21 protein-coding genes and 1 tRNA gene are annotated in these 18,263 nt (G+C 58.5%); 7 read left to right on the top strand and 15 right to left on the bottom strand.

Features of this window, described 5'->3' with window-relative positions:
* Positions 1 to 247 precede the first annotated feature (247 nt).
* The gene (locus ACEWPJ_RS05530; RefSeq protein ID WP_416513006.1) at positions 248 to 1,444 is read right to left on the bottom strand and encodes an MFS transporter; all 1,197 of its coding nucleotides are present in this window, start codon (positions 1,442 to 1,444) and stop codon (positions 248 to 250) included.
* A gap of 191 nt (positions 1,445 to 1,635) precedes the next feature.
* Here ACEWPJ_RS05530 and ACEWPJ_RS05525 point away from each other — a divergent pair, with 191 nt between their 5' ends.
* Positions 1,636 to 2,496, top strand: coding sequence for a Rossmann-like and DUF2520 domain-containing protein (locus tag ACEWPJ_RS05525; protein WP_416511531.1), 861 nt, complete (start codon positions 1,636 to 1,638; stop codon positions 2,494 to 2,496).
* Positions 2,497 to 2,510: 14 nt separating this feature from the next.
* Here ACEWPJ_RS05525 and ACEWPJ_RS05520 read toward each other — a convergent pair whose 3' ends face one another.
* Both ACEWPJ_RS05520 and ACEWPJ_RS05515 read right to left on the bottom strand, forming a co-directional pair.
* Positions 2,511 to 2,849 (bottom strand): EamA family transporter, encoded by a 339-nt coding sequence (locus ACEWPJ_RS05520; RefSeq protein WP_416511529.1) that lies wholly within the window; start codon positions 2,847 to 2,849, stop codon positions 2,511 to 2,513.
* The gene (locus ACEWPJ_RS05515; RefSeq protein WP_416511527.1) at positions 2,846 to 3,019 is read right to left on the bottom strand and encodes a hypothetical protein; all 174 of its coding nucleotides are present in this window, start codon (positions 3,017 to 3,019) and stop codon (positions 2,846 to 2,848) included. Before ACEWPJ_RS05515 ends, ACEWPJ_RS05520 begins: the two co-directional genes overlap by 4 nt.
* Positions 3,020 to 3,249: 230 nt before the next feature.
* On the opposite strand from ACEWPJ_RS05515, the gene ACEWPJ_RS05510 reads away from it, so the two are divergent.
* Entirely contained in the window at positions 3,250 to 5,349 is a 2,100-nt protein-coding gene (locus ACEWPJ_RS05510; protein WP_416511526.1) for a tetratricopeptide repeat protein, read from the top strand.
* Positions 5,350 to 5,391: 42 nt separating this feature from the next.
* Here the strand turns inward: ACEWPJ_RS05510 and ACEWPJ_RS05505 are convergent, their stop codons facing one another.
* Positions 5,392 to 6,432, bottom strand: a complete 1,041-nt coding sequence (locus ACEWPJ_RS05505) for a zinc-dependent alcohol dehydrogenase family protein (protein ID WP_416511525.1) — start codon at positions 6,430 to 6,432, stop codon at positions 5,392 to 5,394.
* 260 nt (positions 6,433 to 6,692) lie between these two features.
* Between ACEWPJ_RS05505 and ACEWPJ_RS05500 the strand changes: the two genes are divergently transcribed.
* Positions 6,693 to 7,187 (top strand): flavin reductase family protein, encoded by a 495-nt coding sequence (locus tag ACEWPJ_RS05500; RefSeq protein ID WP_416511524.1) that lies wholly within the window; start codon positions 6,693 to 6,695, stop codon positions 7,185 to 7,187.
* A gap of 18 nt (positions 7,188 to 7,205) precedes the next feature.
* Here the strand turns inward: ACEWPJ_RS05500 and ACEWPJ_RS05495 are convergent, their stop codons facing one another.
* The 3 genes from ACEWPJ_RS05495 to ACEWPJ_RS05485 form a co-directional block, all read right to left on the bottom strand.
* A complete protein-coding gene (locus ACEWPJ_RS05495; RefSeq protein ID WP_416511523.1) occupies positions 7,206 to 7,352 on the bottom strand; it encodes a hypothetical protein in 147 nt (48 codons plus the stop codon).
* Positions 7,353 to 7,501: 149 nt separating this feature from the next.
* Positions 7,502 to 7,578 (bottom strand) — tRNA-Arg (locus ACEWPJ_RS05490).
* Positions 7,579 to 7,623: 45 nt separating this feature from the next.
* The gene (locus ACEWPJ_RS05485) at positions 7,624 to 7,935 is read right to left on the bottom strand and encodes an ETC complex I subunit (protein ID WP_416511522.1); all 312 of its coding nucleotides are present in this window, start codon (positions 7,933 to 7,935) and stop codon (positions 7,624 to 7,626) included.
* A 348-nt stretch (positions 7,936 to 8,283) separates the two neighbouring features.
* On the opposite strand from ACEWPJ_RS05485, the gene uvrB reads away from it, so the two are divergent.
* From uvrB to ACEWPJ_RS05470, 3 genes are all read left to right on the top strand, one after another.
* A complete protein-coding gene (uvrB, locus tag ACEWPJ_RS05480) occupies positions 8,284 to 10,461 on the top strand; it encodes an excinuclease ABC subunit UvrB (protein WP_416511521.1) in 2,178 nt (725 codons plus the stop codon).
* Between the two features lie 5 nt (positions 10,462 to 10,466).
* Positions 10,467 to 11,021: a hypothetical protein gene (locus ACEWPJ_RS05475; RefSeq protein ID WP_416511520.1), complete on the top strand. Its 555-nt coding sequence runs from the start codon at positions 10,467 to 10,469 to the stop codon at positions 11,019 to 11,021.
* Between the two features lie 361 nt (positions 11,022 to 11,382).
* A complete protein-coding gene (locus ACEWPJ_RS05470; protein WP_416511519.1) occupies positions 11,383 to 11,610 on the top strand; it encodes a hypothetical protein in 228 nt (75 codons plus the stop codon).
* Positions 11,611 to 11,640: 30 nt separating this feature from the next.
* Here the strand turns inward: ACEWPJ_RS05470 and ACEWPJ_RS05465 are convergent, their stop codons facing one another.
* Positions 11,641 to 11,898, bottom strand: coding sequence for a zf-TFIIB domain-containing protein (locus tag ACEWPJ_RS05465; protein ID WP_416511518.1), 258 nt, complete (start codon positions 11,896 to 11,898; stop codon positions 11,641 to 11,643).
* Positions 11,899 to 12,051: 153 nt separating this feature from the next.
* On the bottom strand, positions 12,052 to 12,324 hold the full coding sequence (locus ACEWPJ_RS05460) for a hypothetical protein (RefSeq protein ID WP_416511516.1): 273 nt from the start codon (positions 12,322 to 12,324) through the stop codon (positions 12,052 to 12,054).
* 145 nt (positions 12,325 to 12,469) lie between these two features.
* On the opposite strand from ACEWPJ_RS05460, the gene ACEWPJ_RS05455 reads away from it, so the two are divergent.
* Positions 12,470 to 12,865, top strand: coding sequence for a hypothetical protein (locus tag ACEWPJ_RS05455; protein WP_416511514.1), 396 nt, complete (start codon positions 12,470 to 12,472; stop codon positions 12,863 to 12,865).
* Here ACEWPJ_RS05455 and ACEWPJ_RS05450 read toward each other — a convergent pair.
* The 6 genes from ACEWPJ_RS05450 to ACEWPJ_RS05425 all read right to left on the bottom strand — a co-directional run bounded on the left by ACEWPJ_RS05450 (position 12,862) and on the right by ACEWPJ_RS05425 (position 18,225).
* Positions 12,862 to 13,269 carry a universal stress protein gene (locus tag ACEWPJ_RS05450; RefSeq protein WP_416511513.1) on the bottom strand — a complete coding sequence of 136 codons (408 nt, stop codon included), beginning with the start codon at positions 13,267 to 13,269 and terminating at the stop codon, positions 12,862 to 12,864. The genes ACEWPJ_RS05455 and ACEWPJ_RS05450 overlap by 4 nt on opposite strands.
* Positions 13,270 to 13,347: 78 nt before the next feature.
* On the bottom strand, positions 13,348 to 13,668 hold the full coding sequence (locus ACEWPJ_RS05445; RefSeq protein WP_416511511.1) for an antibiotic biosynthesis monooxygenase family protein: 321 nt from the start codon (positions 13,666 to 13,668) through the stop codon (positions 13,348 to 13,350).
* 100 nt (positions 13,669 to 13,768) lie between these two features.
* Positions 13,769 to 14,356, bottom strand: a complete 588-nt coding sequence (locus ACEWPJ_RS05440; protein WP_416511510.1) for an outer membrane protein — start codon at positions 14,354 to 14,356, stop codon at positions 13,769 to 13,771.
* A 628-nt stretch (positions 14,357 to 14,984) separates the two neighbouring features.
* Entirely contained in the window at positions 14,985 to 17,276 is a 2,292-nt protein-coding gene (locus ACEWPJ_RS05435) for a glycosyl hydrolase family 28-related protein (RefSeq protein ID WP_416511508.1), read from the bottom strand.
* A 180-nt stretch (positions 17,277 to 17,456) separates the two neighbouring features.
* Positions 17,457 to 17,606 carry a hypothetical protein gene (locus ACEWPJ_RS05430; protein ID WP_416511506.1) on the bottom strand — a complete coding sequence of 50 codons (150 nt, stop codon included), beginning with the start codon at positions 17,604 to 17,606 and terminating at the stop codon, positions 17,457 to 17,459.
* 205 nt (positions 17,607 to 17,811) lie between these two features.
* Positions 17,812 to 18,225 carry a DUF4864 domain-containing protein gene (locus tag ACEWPJ_RS05425; protein WP_416511505.1) on the bottom strand — a complete coding sequence of 138 codons (414 nt, stop codon included), beginning with the start codon at positions 18,223 to 18,225 and terminating at the stop codon, positions 17,812 to 17,814.
* Positions 18,226 to 18,263 lie beyond the last annotated feature (38 nt).

Below are 18,263 nucleotides of genomic sequence, written 5' to 3'. Positions count from 1 at the left end.
CAAGAGAACCATGAAAGAAACGATCAAGCTGACGTGTATCATCCGCTACCGCATCGCCCCAACGAAGAAAGCCAAGTTCGAGGAATACACGCGCAATTGGGGTCGGGCGATCCCGCGCAGGCGGCGCCGATCTGATCGGCGGCGACGTTGGATACGAGCGGCGTAACGGCAATGGTCTCAGGCCGCATGATGTGGGAATTGCCGTGCGCGATTGCCGGCTCCACCCCTCGAACGCGACGGGTGGCGCTTAACCACCCCTCAGACGCAGGATCAGCGGCACGATCGCCACGATCAGAACCGCGGCGATAAGGAACGGCGCGCCGGGTAGATAGATTCCTTCGCCGCTCACGAACCGTTCAAAAACTCCGGTCATGGCGAGCGGAGCAGCGACAGCCGCCACAGACGACAACGACGCGATCACGCCCTGCACCAGGCCTTGCTGGTCTTCGCCGACCCGATTGGCGGCGAAGGCGGTCATCAACGGCGGCGCCATGTCTGAGAAGGCCGCAATGGGCAGAAAGACAACCACGGCCCAGATCGCGCCCGCGACGCCAAAACCCACCATCCCGATCACCGCCGCGAGGGTCGCGATAACCAACGTGTTGAAGTCACCCATGCGCTTGGTCATCAGCGGCAATATCCCGGCCTGCACCGCCGCGATCAGAATACCGTAGGCCGACAGGGTCAGCCCGATGGTGAAGCCATCCCAGCCGAACACTTCGCGGCCCCAGAAGGCCCAGAGCGTCGGGTAAACCATATTGGCGAATTCAAAAACGAAGATGCAGATAAGCGGGATAGCGAGGCCCGGGATCAAAAAAGCCCGCGCAATCGTTCCGAAGGGGTTCAGGTCCCTTTTACCAAAGGGGCGGCGGTTATGGTCTTTCAGTGACTCCGGCAAGATGAACACGCCGAAAGCCACGTTAAGCGCGGACAGGCCCGCAGCAATCCAAAACGGGGCCGTGATGTGCCAGCCCGACGCAACTCCGCCAAGCGCGGGGCCGAGGACAAAGCCGATGCCGAAGGCTGCACCGATCATTCCAAAGCTCGCGCCGCGCTCTTCTGGCTTGGCGATGTCGGAAATGTAGGCCGTCGCCGTGATATACGTCGCCCCCGCCATCCCTGCGACGACCCGACCGATGAGAAGCAGCCAATAGACTTCGGCCATCGCCATGATCACATAGTCGATCGTCAGCGTCACCAGCGCCGCGATCAGTATCGGCCTGCGCCCGTAGGCATCCGAAAGGCTCCCCACGATGGGGCCGAACAGAAACATTGCCGCAGCGTAGGCCGCCATCATGATCCCACCCCAAAGCGCGCCCTCAGCCGTGCTGCCCGCGCCGACACGGTCCATCAGGTCGGGCATGATCGGAAACACGATCCCCACACCGATGGCGTCGATCATCAGGGTCGCCAGAATGAACAGAAAAGGACCGGTCAGTTTCATGCCGCCAACCGACACCTGAAACGCGCGGGCTACAAGCAGTAAATCGCGAAAATCATGCGTTGCGGTCGATAAATCTTCGCAGCGCGACAGGGCTGACGTCCTCGTCAGGTGAGTAGATATCCAGACGGTGCAGATGATATACCGCACTGACAACGCCGTTTGGTCGGTGCGGTATGAAACCCGGGGGTAAAATGTCCAAACTCAAAATCAACCTTATCGGTCCGGGGCGTGTTGGGCAGACCATGCTCGGCCTTCTGCGGGATGTGCCGGAATGCTTGGTCCAGGATGTTCTGGGGCCGCGGCCTGCGTCGGCAAAGCAAGCTGTCGAAGCCGCCGGGGCGGGTCGGGCTGTCGAAACATACGCCGATCTACGGCCTGCCGACCTGTGGGCTTTGACAGTCCCGGATTCCCAGATTTCCACTGTGGCGGGCGAGGTTGCCAAGGTGTTCAAAGGTCGCGAAGCACCCGCGCCGACCGCCTTCCATTGCAGCGGCTATTTTCCGGCGGATCAGATGGCACCGCTTGGCGATTTGGGGTGGCATTTGGCGAGCGTTCACCCCGTCCTCACGTTTAGCGACGCGGCATCGGCGATCCGCCAGTTCGACGGAACCTATTGCGGGGTTGAGGGCGACCGGCCAGCCTTGGACCTGATTGAGCCCCTGTTGGAAAAACTCGGCGCGTATCCGTTTGAGATCAAGTCCGAGAACAAGAGCCTCTATCACGCGGCGGCTGTCATCTCGAACAACTTCACGGTCGTGCTGCAAGCAATCGCACGAGAGGCTTGGTCCGTCGCTGGCGTGCCGGACGAGATTGCGCAAGACCTGAACGCCACGTTGCTGCGCGCGACCTATGAAAACGTGACCGCGCGCGGTCCGGCAGAGGCATTGACCGGGCCAGCTGCACGGGGCGACGAAGCTGTCGTGACAGAACAAGGGAAAGACGTCGCCCGCTGGCATCCGGCGGCGGGCGTTCTATACAAACAACTGAGCACCCTGGCCCGCAACGTCAAAACCCGTGGCACGACGCGGCCGGACCACGGGTCGGACACTTAGCGGATGGCGTGCGGTCAGCTAAATCGGAACATCAAAACCATCGCCAGTAAGGCGCAGGCAATTCCGGCGTATTCGCGAAAATAGAGCTTTTCGCCAAACGCCATCGCACCGATTGCACAAAGCGCAAGAAGCGTCAGCATCGAATAGACTACGCCAGCTTGGGCAAGGGTCACGTGCTTCAGCGCCATGAACCAGAAGATCGCAGAGATTCCGTATAAAACAAGGCCAAGCGCCACCTGGCGAGACCACATCGTTTGGTTTCCATCGGCGGCCACCTTCAACCAATAATCCCCGATGATCACAACAAGCGCGGTAAGCAAAGAAAGGGCCAGTCCGGCCAATACATGTGTCATCGTTCTAGTTCCGCGAATAAGGGCCGCGATGCGCGGGCCAGCGGCGTCCGTTCCCGACGGTGCGACCTCGGTTTGACCCGATACACGTTCGTTCGGAAATACTTGTTGCCGCCATAGCTGACGTAATTGTCCCTGATATCCACAAGGCTGCTAAGCGTTAAAACTGACATTGATTGTCCTTCCAGATATAAATTTATTAAACAAATCTGCCCGCTTGGCCGCTGCGCCCATCACGCCGGTGCGCTTGAAAACACCGCAAACACAAGCGGGCAATTTCTTGTATAGGTTGCATGGCGTCCGTTTGTCGTGCTCAGGCGTCACTCACGATGCTGGACAAAAGAGGTGTTTTACTGATCAATTATGAGAGGAATTGATCAGTGCTGGTTCAAGGGGCAATCTGATGCCGACTGAAAAGACCGCCGCTGTCCGCGTGCGGGGGGAGGAGCTTAGGTTTCTGCGCAAGCGCCGCTTTCCCTCGGCGGAGGCGTTTGCGGCGGCGTGCGGCAGTGTTTCTGTCCCAACAGTTTACAGAGCGGAACGCGGCGGGCCGATCCTGAAATCCTACCTCAGCCGGATGGCTGGGGAGCTTGACGTGAACGTCGACCGCCTTATCGCGTCCGACAGTGACGTCGACCGGATTTCAAGCGACCTCGTCCTGACTGGCGACTGGTGCGGCTTGCACGTCGCGACGGACCGCTATGGCCAGCCCTACATCATCACCGAAGAGGCGAAACTGGTGCAAAACGGGACGGCCGTTCAAGGCGTTTCGGTCTTTGAAACCAGCGAAGGAAAAATGCAGGACGCCTTTGTCGATTGCACGTTTAAGGACAACGTCTTTTGCGGGCAAACGCGGTCAGAGGAATGGCCGTTCCCGCTGGATTGCGCTGTTTTTGTCCTGTCGGGAACGCGCAACTTCACGTGGCTGGACGGATACCTAAGCTGGTTCGATCTGGACACCGAGCGGCCCGAGTTTTCTAAATACGTGCTGATCCGGCGGGACTCTCCAAGGGCAGAGGCAGAGATCAAAGCCGCCCGCGACATGCTGGACGATGAAATCAAATTGATGCGGACACGCCGGTTGCTTGAGGCGGGCTATAGCTTTGAACGCTCCGTCAGCCTGACAGCCGCAGCGAGGGAACTTGACGATGCGCCGATGGCGGGCATCGAAGCACCTGCAGAGACAGGCGCGACGCCGCCAAACGATGCCCGCACGGTTGTCGCGATCTCCCCCCTCACCGTATTGGACGAAGATCCGACCCAGACGTTTTTCGCTGATGGCTTGATCGACGACATCGCGACCGACCTCGCCCGCGCGCCTGGATTGGATGTGGTGCCGCGCGGCAGCTTTCCAGCCGACCAACCCGTGACGACCGAAATCGCACTCGCCCGTGGGGCGAGCCATGTGCTGAGCGGTAGTATGCGTCGGGCAGAGAAACGCCTGCGGCTGAACGCGCAGCTTGTCGAAACCCCGACCGGAAAGATCGTTTGGGCGGAGCGCTACGATCATCCCGTCGACGAAGTATTCGCCACCCATGACTCGATTTCCAGCGACATCGTAAAAACGCTATGTCGACAGCTGGCGTCAGATGCACCCACCAAGACCGACGGCCCCGATCCCCGCGCCTATGAATTGTTCCTCAAGGGGCGCTCTCTCTACCTGCGAGGCATCAACACACACTCGCTGCGCGCCGCCGAAGCGTTGTTGGCCCGCGCGGTGGACATTGATCCGAACTTCGCCCGTGCCTACGCGCAGATGTCGATTTGCAAATCCTACCTTCTGCTCAGCATCACGCAGGCAAGCGGCGTCGAACCACCGCAAGATGATCTGTCTGATTGCCAACGGGCGCTCGACATTGACCCGAACGCGCCGCTCGCCCATGCGGCGCTTGGCCTTGCGCATTATGCGACAGGTGATTACCCCGCCGCCGAAACGGCCCTACGCACCGCGATCAAGCTTGATCCGCACCTGTTTGAGGCCCAGTTTTTTCTGGCCCGTGGCCTCCGGCTCCAAGGGGATCGGGCCGGTGCGGCGGAGTGTTTTGCGAAGGCCGCACAACTGCGCCCCGAAGATTTCAGGGCAAACGGTCTGCTGGCCGAGGAACTTCAGGCGCTTGGCAGGGCCGAAGAAGCAACCATCCAGCTTCGCGCGACGCTTGAACTGGTCGAGGCGGAGCTTGACACACATCCCGATAACGCTGGCGCCCTCGCCTTTGGGGCGGCTGTTTTGGCCGACCTCGACAAACACGAACGGGCGACGATCTGGTCGGAATGGGCGCTTGCCATCGCGCCGGACGATTGCCTCGTGCAATACAACATCGCCCGCGCACAGGCGATCAGGGGGGACCAAGCCGCCGCCCTCGCCCATCTTGCCCGAGCGTTCGCGGTTCCGCCCGTTGTCCGGCGGCGTCTGGCGCTTTGGATGCGGTTTGATGAAGACTTTGATGCTTTGAAGGACGACCGGCAGTTTCAAGACCTGCTCCGCGCCGCATCGGAATACTAGCGCCCGCCCCGCCTGGGCGTAGTCTGCCCCACCCTCTTCGGCCTAAAACTCCGTAACAACCGTAACGCCCGCGCCTTGGAACGTGTCCATCGCCATCAGGGTCTCTATCGACTGCTCGAGCGTGATTTCCTGCCCGACAAGTTGATCCGGCCGGAGTTTGCCGGATTGGATCATCGCAAGCATCGCGCCGTAGCGGTGGGCCTGCATCCCGTGGCTGCCAACAATCTCAAGCTCATTCGCGATGACCGCGGCCATCGGAATGGGCGGTGCACCGTTTTCGGCCATCAATAGGCCAACCTGCACATGCCTGCCGCGCTTTCGCAGATTGCTGACAGAGTTGAAACACGTCGTTGGGTGGCCCAGAGCATCAATAGAAACATGCGCACCACCGCCGGTCAGATCGATCACAGCCTCAACCACATTGGCTTGCCCGCTCGCATTGATCGCGGCGACCGCGCCTAACTGCCGCGCAAGGTCCAGCGCGTCGTCAGATATATCGACTGCGACGACGCGCGCGCCCATCGCGGTCGCGATCATGACGGCGGACAGACCCACCCCGCCACATCCATGCACCGCGACCCATTCCCCTGGCCCGGTCTTCCCCTGATCGATCACCGCGCGAAACGACGTTGCAAAGCGGCACCCAAGGCTGGCGGCCGTTGCGAAATCGAGCGTATCCGGCAAACCGACAAGATTGATGTCGGCGTTATGGATTGACACGAACTCCGCGAAAGATCCCCAATGGGTGAACCCCGGCTGAAACTGATTGTCACACACCTGATGATGCCCCGCGTGACATTCCGGGCATGATCCGCAGCCACCTACAAAGGGAACGGTGACTCTGTCGCCAACCTTCCAATTCGCGACATCCTTCCCGACCGCCTGAACGACTCCGGCAAGCTCATGGCCCGGAACATGCGGAAGTTCGATGGCCGGGTCGTGCCCAACCCAACCGTGCCAATCGCTCCGACAAACGCCGGTGGCCTTCACCTCAACCACAACGCCGTCCGGCACGGGGCTGGGATCGGGAACCGTCGCGAGTTTTGGCGGTTGCGAGAACGCTTCGAACAGAACGGCTTTCATTCGCGCTCTCCCTCTGTGGAACGTGCCCGGTTTGGACAATTTATTTGATCCAGAATGTTCGGGATGCGCAATAGCTCTTGTTCGTTCGGGCAAGCACGCGGCCGCTGCAACGATTGGCGCCGTCGCACCCAATTCCTTTTCCAAACCCTCGCAAAGCTGCAACAGCGCGGCATTCTTCGGGGCGCCCTCGGTGTTTTCGTCAAATCTTGGTTTCGGAGATCACCGCTTTCGTCATAATACTCCGGTAGAAGGAGATGCGGATGACCAATTTTGACCCCGGCAATGATAACAGCCGCGCGTTTCGCACAGCGCTTGGGGCCTATACGACCGGGGTGACAATCGTGACGGCGATGGGTCCGCGCGGGCCACTGGGCATGACGGCGAACAGCTTTGCCTCTGTATCGCTCGATCCGCCGATGGTGCTTTGGTCACCCGCCCGCAAATCGCTGCGGTTTCCGGTGTTTTCCCAAGCGTCGCATTTCGCAGTTCATGTTCTGGGGGCGGAACAACGCGATCTTTGTGCCCTGTTCGCGGGCAAAGGACATGATTTTGAAGGCCTACCCATGCGCGAGAATCCGGAGGGCGTTCCGGTTATCGATGGGTGTTTGACCGTAATGGAATGTGAAACCGTTGCGCGGCACGACGGGGGCGATCACATGATCGTTGTCGCTCAGGTGCTGCGCGCGAATACCCGCGACGGGGCGCCGCTGGTATTCTCAAGAGGTCATTATGGTGAGTTTGAACCCCACCACTGACCCGAAAGCGTTTGTAAGTTAGGCTTCTTCGCCAGTATCGATGAACCAGCCACCTGGACCGGCAACGTCGTCGGGCAGGAAGAAAATCATCGCTTCGCGGATTGCACAGCAGGCCAGGAAGCTTACGCAGATTGCATCAAAAGAGAGTGTAAAAATTCCGTCCATCTGACTATCTTTCCTCTTCAATTCGTTGGATTGGTTTTGCCAACCAAAAATGGCGAAAGAGTGGCTGAATGTGGCCAGGGTTAAGTTTCTTAGAGGTTGTATTGTGACGGATACAATTCGCGCTAAAAGCGGTGCATTGTTTCTGGCGCTGGCGATCCCGGAAGGACTCGAACCCTCAACCTGCTGATTAGAAGTCAGCTGCTCTATCCAGTTGAGCTACGGGACCGCTTGGCGCCCCGTTTAGCGAACAGATTGTGGGAATGGCAAGCGCTTAGTGGGTCCACGCGCCCCGGCGGTTCGTTGCGAAGTTTTCGCCGTAGCCCATTGGCCGGATGTTCGGCTTGCGCGGCTTTGGTTCCTGAACGATTGCGTCAATGCCGTGATGCTCAACGTATTCAAGCGCGGCTTCTTTGGTATCGAAGCGCATCCGGACCTGACTTTGGGTGTCGTCAGAACTCGTCCAGCCCATCAGTGGATCAACCTCGCGCCGGGACTCAGGCGCGTATTCCAACACCCATGATTTCGTCCTTGCAGTGCCGGACTGCATGGCATTGCGGGCAGGTTTGTAGATACGGGCACGCATCGCGCTCTCCTTCTGACGTAGGCAAGTTATCGGGAATTCAGCGCCAAACCGCAAGAGCCGTTTGTCGGGAAACACAGCACAACTTGTGTGGGAGGGTCGTTGCCAGTCCGGGCGGGGAGTGAGGGGTGGGTGGGTGGTGCGCCCGGACCGACAACTGTTTGTTGCTTGCCGGATCAGAATACGGATTCTGTATTTCTCGCGCAAGCGTAAAATTACTTTAAGTTGTATTTTGTTCGATAAAATTCCCCCTAAACGAGTAACACTCTCTTAACCATTGAGACCGGGTTTCGGTCACCCCTTGAATGAGAACAAAAAGTGACCAACTGTGGGGCCGGAAGGAATCGCCCCATGTCCCACGTCCCTGTCCTGCAAAGCCCGCTAGACGCCCCTGCCCGCCCCAAGCTGGAGGGTGGCAAAAGGCTCGTCATGCACACCGACTATGATCCTGCCGGCGATCAGCCGACGGCGATCACGGAACTGGTGCAGGGCGTCGGCGAAGGCGAGCGGGATCAGGTTCTGCTGGGCGCGACGGGCACGGGCAAGACGTTCACGATGGCCAAGGTGATCGAGGAAACGCAGCGACCGGCGATCATCCTTGCGCCGAACAAGACGCTGGCGGCGCAGCTTTACGGTGAATTCAAAGGGTACTTCCCCGAAAACGCCGTCGAATACTTCGTTAGCTTCTACGACTACTACCAGCCCGAGGCATATGTTCCACGATCTGACACGTTCATCGAAAAGGAATCCCAGATCAACGAACAGATCGACCGGATGCGCCACTCCGCCACGCGGGCGCTGCTGGAACGGGATGACGTTATCATCGTCGCGTCCGTGTCCTGCATCTATGGCATCGGCTCGCCCGAAACCTACACCGCGATGACGCAAGACCTCGTCACAGGCGAGGAGTACAACCAGCGCGACATCATGCAAGGTCTCGTCACGCAGCAATACCGCCGCAACGACAACGCGTTTTCGCGCGGCAGCTTCCGCGTCCGGGGCGACTCCCTCGAAATCTGGCCAAGCCATCTGGAGGATCGCGGCTGGCGGTTGAGCTTCTTCGGCGATGAACTTGAAAGCATTACAGAATTCGACACCCTGACCGGCGCAAAGACCGACCAGCTTGAAAAGGTCCGGGTCTACGCGAACTCTCACTACGTGACGCCCAAGCCAACTCTGGTTCAGGCAATCAAGGGCATCAAGGAGGAGCTGGCAGTCCGCCTGAAACAACTGGAAGACGACGGTAAACTGCTCGAAGCGCAACGCCTTGAACAGCGCACCAAGTTCGACCTTGAGATGCTTGAGGCGTCCGGCTTCTGCAACGGGATCGAGAACTACTCCCGCTACCTGACCGGCCGCGCGCCGGGCGAACCGCCCCCCACCCTGTTTGAATACATCCCCGACAACGCGATTGTCTTTGCCGATGAATCCCATGTCTCCGTCCCGCAAATCGGCGGGATGTATAAGGGTGACCACCGGCGAAAGTTTACGCTTGCTGAACATGGCTTCCGGCTGCCGTCCTGCATGGACAACCGCCCCCTGAAGTTCGAGGAATGGGACGCGATGCGCCCGCAATCGGTCTTTGTCAGCGCGACTCCAGCGGCTTGGGAGCTTGAGCAGACCGGCGGTATCTTTGTCGAGCAGGTGATCCGTCCGACCGGGCTTGTCGATCCGCAGGTGGAAATCCGGCCCGTCGAAATGCAGGTCGATGATCTTCTGGATGAAGTGCGGCGCGTGACCTATGCAGGCTACCGCACGCTCGTCACCACCCTGACAAAGCGTATGGCCGAAGACCTTACCGAATACCTCCACGAACAGGGCATCAAGGTGCGCTACATGCACAGTGATATCGACACCCTTGAAAGGATTGAGATTTTACGCGACCTGCGCCTTGGCGCATTTGACGTTCTGGTCGGCATCAACCTGCTACGCGAGGGGCTGGATATCCCCGAATGTGGCCTCGTCGCGATCCTCGACGCGGACAAGGAAGGGTTCCTCCGCTCCGAAACCTCGCTGATCCAGACAATCGGCCGCGCGGCCCGGAATGCGGACGGCCGCGTCATCATGTATGCCGACCGCATTACCGGCAGCATGGAACGGGCCTTGCGCGAAACCGACCGTCGCCGCGCCCGTCAGGTCGCCTATAACGAAGAACACAGTATCACTCCGGCGACCATCAAGAAGAACGTCGACGATGTGCTGAGTGGCCTTTACGACGGCGATGTCGACATGAACCGCGTGACGGCCAAGGTCGACAAGCCGCTTGTCGGCGCGAACCTGCAAGCGCATCTGGACGGTCTGCGGGCCGAAATGCGCAAAGCCGCCGAAAACCTCGAATTCGAAGAAGCCGCCCGCCTGAGAGACGAAGTCAAGCGGCTGGAGGCGGTCGATCTGGTCGTGTCCGACGATCCATTGGCCCGACAAAGCGCCGTCGAGGCGGCGAGCGATGCCGCGGTGAAGGGTAAGGGGAGATCGACGGCGGGGAGGCCGGGGCAGAGAGGTGGGAATGTGCGGCGGCGGGGGCGGTGAACTAGTTGAGCGATTTGTGGGACAGGATCGATAGCGACTTAGAATATCGGCATTTTCTGGAGAATGCGCCCCTTATTGCGTTCTCATCCTATACCTTCCAACAGGCTGAAGCGCTTTGTCGGGCTGGTGAGAAGTTGAACGAAATATCAAATTCTTGGCAATCCACCGACCAAGGACGAGTTATCCATAATTTTACAGAATATGCTGATATGTTTTGGTTTTGGGTACTGGGCGCATACGAGGTTACAAGAACAATGAAGCAACATGCAGATATATGTTTCTCCGCTAAGATCGCGTCCGAAATACGTAGACTGAACAAGCTTTTGTCCATCCTCAGGGTGCCTTTCGCAAAGCAAGAGCTGCGCGGCAACAAGGGAACAATCAGTAATGAGTTATCTGCCTACAAATTCAACAAAGGAGCGGTTTTTGAAGTGGGTGGCCAAGAACTGGACTCGTACGAGTTAATTGAAGAAGTCTGTGATTTTTTGAAGGGCATTAGATTAGAGCATATTAAAGAACCCATGCCACGACAATGTCCTTATCAATGCTCACGAACATAGGCCACGCCCGACTTTGTTGTGCACGATTGGTAGAACTGCTCTGCGGCCGTCACCGCAGCTGAAAAAACCGATACAGCATCCCGATAAAAAAACTCAACCCTACAGCCGCACACCCCGTAGGCCGGGCTTCAGCCCGGCACCCCCGTCCAAAAGGGCGTTATTGGCGGGCTGAAGCCCGCCCTACTTCACCGCAAGCCCAGGGTGGGTTTCCAACCCTCCATCCCGCCGCGCCCTCACCTCGACCGGCGAGACAAACCCCACCCTACAATTTCGCGCGTCCGAAGATTGCCGCAAACTTGACGCTCTTTTGAACCACCTCGGCGTTAACCATTATTAATATTTGGTTAACGTGGCAGGTCAGATGCGCGCATTTCTACTTATTACGATCTTCGCAATTTCGCCGTCGGCATCATTCGCCCAAGGCTGCGACCCCAATTACACCGGCGCGTGTGTTCCAATTGCGTCCGACGTTGATTGTGCCAATGGCTCTGGCAATGGCCCGGCCTATGTCGTCGGTCCTGTCTATGTTGTCGGAACTGACATCTACGGACTCGACCGCGACAAGGACGGGATCGGTTGCGACCGCTAAGCACCACGACTAGCGGCCGCCCCTCACCCATCAAAAATCAAACAACTCCCCCAGGAAGCTCTCTTTCTTCTTCCTCGGCCTGCGCTGATAATCGTCGTCATCTCGCCGTCCGCCGGCCTCGTAAACGCGTGCCTGCGGTGGTGGCGGAGGGGTTTGTGTGCTGCGTTCGACGATCTTGTCGAGCTCACCCCGATCAAGCCAGACGCCACGACATTGGGGGCAGTAGTCGATTTCGACTCCGTTGCGGTCTGTCATCACCAAAGTGGTTCCGTCAATCGGGCATTGCATAGATAATCCTCCTTCTTTTCATGCCGTTACGCATGTGGGAGGCGGAGGCACTCACAACAAGATACCTGCGACACTCTGCGCCGCGCTCGGCAGAAAAGCGCCACGGCACGCGGGGGTGAGCGACTGCCCAACGCGCCGTGGCGCCGCGGGCGCTCAACCGCCCCAGCGACGAATCCAGCTGCGGCGTTCGTGGCGATTGATCCGGCCGGGCGTTGGCAGGCCCGCGCGGTCACGGCGATCTTCCCAACGGTCGACGACATCTTCGATCCGGTCGCGACGCCCGTGGGTTACGCGTTCATCAATCCGGTTTTCGCGCCGGTCAATGCGGTCTTCGATGCGATCCCAGCGGCCTCCGGTTTCAGCGACGGCGACGCTCGCCGTTGAAACCGTGCCGGCAAGGGCTGCGATGATAAGCAAACGGGTCATTTCAAGTCTCCTTCCTATGTTGTCAGTGGGGTTGATACGCGGCTGGGCCATGTTTCCGTCGCTGCAACACTTTCGGTGCAATCCGCACGCGGGCGCTTGCGCGGTGCCGAATCCTCTGCAAATCTTTCGCAAGGTGGAGGGTGAGATGACGTTTAACGACGCTTTGGCGACACAGCCGGAGATGATTCAGCTATGGGTGATGTGGCTGGCGCTGGTGATGGTTGCCGTGCCGCTGCTTCTGATGATTTTCAAGCCGTCGCGGATGACCGGGCTGATCCTGCTGATCGTCAATATCCTGACCGGAGTTGCCATGAACGCAGTCTATGGTCAGGTCGGGCTGACCCGGATATTGGGTGCGGTTCACATCGTCTTTTGGGTGCCGTTGCTGATCTGGCTGATCCCGCGCGACAGGGTGGATTGGCCCACCCTGCCCGTCGCGGCGCTCTGGATCTTGATCGCGACGCTTGGCGTATCGCTTGCCTTCGATGTGGTTGACGTGATCCGCTATGTCTTTGGCGACAGGGCATCACTGATACCCTAGCGCAGAACGTGGACCGCGCATTGCGCGTGACGGACGACCCGCCCGGCGGTGGACCCAAGGAAGTAATCCTGCAAGCCGGGACTGTGCGACGCGATCACGATCAAATCGACGTCATGCTCCTGCGCAAAATCAACAATGGTGCGACCGGCGTGGCCGGTAACGACAATTGTGCTGACGTCACCCGCCGATCCCACATCTTCAGATAGCGCATCGACCGTTTCCCGGTGGGTCTTTTCAAGCTGTCCGGCGGGCAAATACTGCGCGACATAGTCGGGGATTTTGTCAACCACGGACAACGCGGTGATCTTCGCGCCCTCGCCCGACAGCTTGCGGGCGATGGCAAGTGCTTCTTCGGTGGGGTGGCTGTGATCCGGCGCGACGGGAACAAGGATATTGGTATACATGGCGGTGCCTCCTGCTTTCCGCCAAGTATCGCATAAAACACGTGATACCCGCCTTGACGCAGGTCATGCCTGCCGAAATCAGTCGAAGGCGTCGACCACGTCATAAAGCACCGGCTCAAAGCTCTTGCACATCTCGTTGATCTTGCGATTACGCTCGCGCATTTCCGGGGTGCGCAGCATCGCCTGAAAATCCTCGCGCCGTTCCCATTGGGAATAATTCGCGATCCGGGTCTGGGCGTCGTTGATGTGAAGGCCCGCGCCGATAAAACCGGGCTGTTTTGAAATGCAGTTTTCGTAGGCGTCCGACAGCGCCTCCATCAAATCCTGTGCGGTGGCCGGAGTCATTTCAAAGGTGGTGATGACGGTTTGGAGCTGGGCGGATTTGGCGATCTTCGGCATGGAAACCTCCTTTACCTCCAGCCTAACACAGCCAGCGATAGCCCCAAGCAAAAAGGGGCGCCGCAATGGACGCCCCTTAGTGGTTTCTAACCTACCGCGATTAGAAGCGGAAGTTTACACGAGCCTGTGCAGTCGTGGCTTCAACATCAACGCCGCCACCACCGAAGTTGTCGAACTCGTGATAAAGAACTTCACCACCGACAGAAATGTTGTTGGTGACAAGATGTTCATAGCCAACGCCGGCGAACCAGCCGTTGTCATCACCCAGCGCGCTTGTGTAAGCCCGCGCAGCACCGGCAGAGGCGTAAGCCAGACCGTTGCCCAGCTTGTAACCACCGCGCAGTTTCAGGCGCAGAACGTTGTCGAGGTCAGTTGCCCCGCCCACGTCAATGTTCGCGAAATCATAGTCAGCGCCGGCACCGACAACCCAGTTGCCAAGGTCCCAGTCGTAACCAGCGGTCAAACCACCGATTGCACCGTCACCGCTCAGGCCACCGGTTGCAGACACGTCACCATAACCGAGCTGAGCACCGGCAGAGAAGCCAGTCCAATCAGGTGTGGTGGGTGCCGGCGGTGCGGCCATGATGACCGGCTCGACCGGTGCGGGTTCAGGCGAACCTGCAACTGCCGGAGTGATCGCCATCGCGGCGACGGCGGCAACTGCTGCGGTCTTGAAACCTGTATTCATCAAATTCTCCAATTCTTGTTTCCGTACGGCTTATTCGGTCACAGCCCGGTCCGTTTCGAACCAAGCTGTAGTCCCTACGCGCGACATCGGTGTTTGGTTTCATAAAAACAACCACCTCACGCGGCTGTGATCTGAAGGCGACCGAATTTTCGGCAACTCGCCGCGTAGTTGGGCGAAGAGCGTGCAAAAATTTGCCGGGTTTTGGGTCCGCGTTCACAATTTCGGTAATAATGAAATGGATCGTGTGCGGGTTGATCGGCGGCCCGGGCGACTATTGCCGCCCGGGCCGAATAGGTTAGGTCGGGTTGTCGACTCGGGCCGTCAGCCAGACGGTGCCCTTGCACGGTTCGGCCCATACACGGCTTATTCGGTCACAGCCCGGTCCGTTTCGAACCAAGCTGTAGTCCCTACGCGCGACATCGGTGTTTGGTTTCATAAAAACAACCACCTCACGCGGCTGTGATCTGAAGGCGACCGAATTTTCGGCAACTCGCCGCGTAGTTGGGCGAAGAGCGTGCAAAAATTTGCCGGGTTTTGGGTCCGCGTTCACAATTTCGGTAATAATGAAATGGATCGTGTGCGGGTTGATCGGCGGCCCGGGCGACTATTGCCGCCCGGGCCGAATAGGTTAGGTCGGGTTGTCGACTCGGGCCGTCAGCCAGACGGTGCCCTTGCACGGTTCGGCCCATACAATGTCGACCGCGCTGCTCTGCGGCCCCTTGCTGGTTTCGACGTAAGGCATATCGACGACCTGCGTATTCGCATCTTTCGTAATCCGGCCCTCCGCGACGACGCTTTCAACCCGCCGCGCCCGGCCCTGAAACGGCAGATAGTCCGCAAGATCGACTTGCCAGGTTTTTGAATCTGACGCTTCGGTATGGCTCACAACGACAGGGTTCGTGGTTTTCTTCACGATGGAAGCATAGGCATTGCCCTCCCACGTGATATTCCGCATCCGGTTGTAGTCGAGCCCCGCGAAGGAGTTATCGACATAGTCCACCTGATCGACAACGCCATTGATCGATTTGAACGTGTTGTCCGTCACGCTCAGCCCATTGATGAAATGGCCCGTTCCGTACGGCTTGACGACGATCCAGTTGAACCAGTTCGCAACATCATTTGCCGTGAAAATATTGCCCGTGACGCTCAACCCTCCAAAGGACAACTCACTGGCAAAGTCAGGCTCCGCATCATGCTCATTGCTCCACTCGATAAAGCTGTTGTCGATGTAGTTGCCGATCACCGTTGATTTCGCGTTGGAGGCTGTGAACACGACCCCGGCCTGTCGGATACCGTTCGCCTCATTATCCCCCTGAAACCAGTGGTTGCCGATCAGCATGTGACCCGATCCGTTCAGCACCGCGAAATGGCCGAATTTCACGACCCTGTTGTCGCGAATTTTCGCGTCATTCGCATTCACGTTCAGCGCAATCGTGGACCGGTCCTGCGCCCGCGCCGGTTGTTCGTTTGAAATGAATTGGCACCGATCAACCAACAGCCCTTGGCACCCTGACCCAATCGACGTGATCCCGCGATCCTTTGGCCGTGTAAAAAAGCAATCGCGGATGTGAAAGATCAAACCATCCGGCGGCAGCATGATCCCGCTGGCAAAGCCGTTGCACTTGATATCGATGTCATTCAGAACGATCCGCGACACGCGGCTGAACCCGCTGAAATCAAGGACGTACTTGAACCGGGTGAAGGTAAATTCCTGCGTGCCGGCTGCGTCGAACAGGGGTTGGCTCAGCGTCAGTTTCTGCGCCCCGACATTCACCGCGCGCACATACACTTCGCGCCCGACGCCTGATCCAGTCACAAGCGAGCCGGCCTGAATATTGGCGATATTCGCAACGTTGGTCAGTTCAAGACTGTTTGAAGGCGAGTAAGTCGCCTGAGAGGTCACGACCTCATCCGCCCAGGCCGGGCCATCGACAACATCAAACTGACCGTTTCGGATGACCCGGCGGATGTTGTAGGTATCCTTGTTCGCAACGGTCGCGTGCATGTCGATCGGCGCTTCGACACTGATCTGCCGACCGCCGAGATCCAACCCGTCATGGTCAGAGAAGTTGAACAACGCCTGAATTGCCTTGCGCAGCGCCAGCAACTCACTGCCGAACGCGTCGATATAGGTTGGCAGGTCAAAATTCTTGGTCAGTTGCAGCCGCTTGTCTTCAGGCAGCGTCACAGTTCCGACAAAACGCACCGGGTTTTCAAAGGTAACGTGATCCGCAAGGTGGTAAGTCCCCTCCGGCACCAGAACCGTTCGGCCGTTTGCGGCGGCGTCCGCTGCTTCAAAGGCAGGCTGGTCGTCAGTCGTTCCGTCGCCAATGGCACCGTAATCCCGAACGTCGACCCAATCCATCAGGTCACGCAAGAAGGCTGAGGTGACATCCTCAATTACAATGTCATCGACGCGGACGACACCGCCATTCGCGCCGGTCAGGTCGAGGCCGAAATGCCCATAAAGCGGCGCCCTGCCCCACGCCATATCAACCCCGAACCGTGCGCCCGTGCCAACAATCGCTGAGACTTCGACGATCTCTCCATAGCGCTCAACCGTTCGGGCTGGCCCAACCTCCACCAACCCGCCGATATGCGCCCCGCCAGCGCCACCGGCCCAGCCCGCGATACGGACGTCCGGCAGGTTCCCGCTTAGCGCCTTAACGCGGACCTGAACCCGCAAATAACAACCAGGCAGGATCGGCGTTTCACCCATCCAGCGCAGCTTTTGCGTGGGCTGGGTTTTGACAAGCTCAAGACACCCGCCAAAGTCCTGATCCGCCGGAACGAACGCCGCATTCGCCGCGCCGTCATAGGTATCCGACCCTGGCGTTCCGTCGCCGGACGACCAGACATCAAGCCCGGCCTCAAATTTCGGCGGCGTCAGAACCAGACCCTCAGTAATCGCTTTGTTCATGTGAACCCCTTTTCAAACCGTTTCGGACACACCCAAGCCCGCTTCCGGCAACAGCCAAGCTTATTGCCGAACGCCTTTCCGTCGAAGCGGAGAGAAGCTGAGTGATCCAGACGGGTTTCGAGGTATCAACGAAGCCTTAACGAGGCCTTGGACGACCGGGCGTTGCCGCCCGCCCGTATCTTAACGCGGTGTGGAGCGTGCGACGTTGCCGTGCCAATCCTCAATAGCCGTCACCGGCTGTGGATTCTGCCCCTGTCGCGCCCCATCGCGCTGCACCGGGGCAAGCGCGATCAACACCGCCGCAACGACCAGCGCCAGCAGAATTATCATAGGGGCCGCAGGTCCACCGCCTAACTTCGAACGGTTTGTTCTGCGATTCCGGGCGCGAAAATCGCCCGATCTGTGATGAAGTGTCATATCGTTTCTCCGAACAGGGATGTCTGAAGCGTTCAGACCTGTTCAAGAAACTAGGCACCGCCCTCTAATAATGAAAACGAATGTTTGACAAAATAAATATCAAATATTTTGATGTAACCTAGACCCCAATTCCCGGCGCGCGTAAAACTTGGACGCCGTTGATCTGCCAACCGCCGTCATCCGTCGGGATCATTTGGTAATCCAAGATATGAACTGTTCCCGCCTGATCCCGGATCTGCACCTTTTGCCAGCGAACGCCGTTGATCTCTCTCAACTCAAGAAATCGGGTTTCGGCGGGGCGATAGACCATCGGGTATCCGTTGCGCACCATCGCGCCGAACCGCTCTGCCGTGCCAAAATAGCCTTTTATCGTGGGGGATGCGTAGGTGAAGGCTTGCGCGAAATCATCGGCTTGAAATGCCTCGATCTGGCTTTCGATAACGCCTTCAATACCGGGTTCCCGGGGTAGATCGGCGTTGGCCGCACTGGACAATCCAATCGCCAGAACAGCCGCCAAAATCATCCTTAACATGAGACACCTCCCATTTCATGCACCTTAAGTATACACGA

It is taken from the genome of Aliiroseovarius sp. YM-037, assembly GCF_048060095.1.
In the GTDB taxonomy this organism is placed as follows: Bacteria; Pseudomonadota; Alphaproteobacteria; order Rhodobacterales; family Rhodobacteraceae; genus JBLUOA01.
Note: the sequence above shows the minus strand (reverse complement) of the source record. Positions and strands in the feature narration are given on the sequence as shown.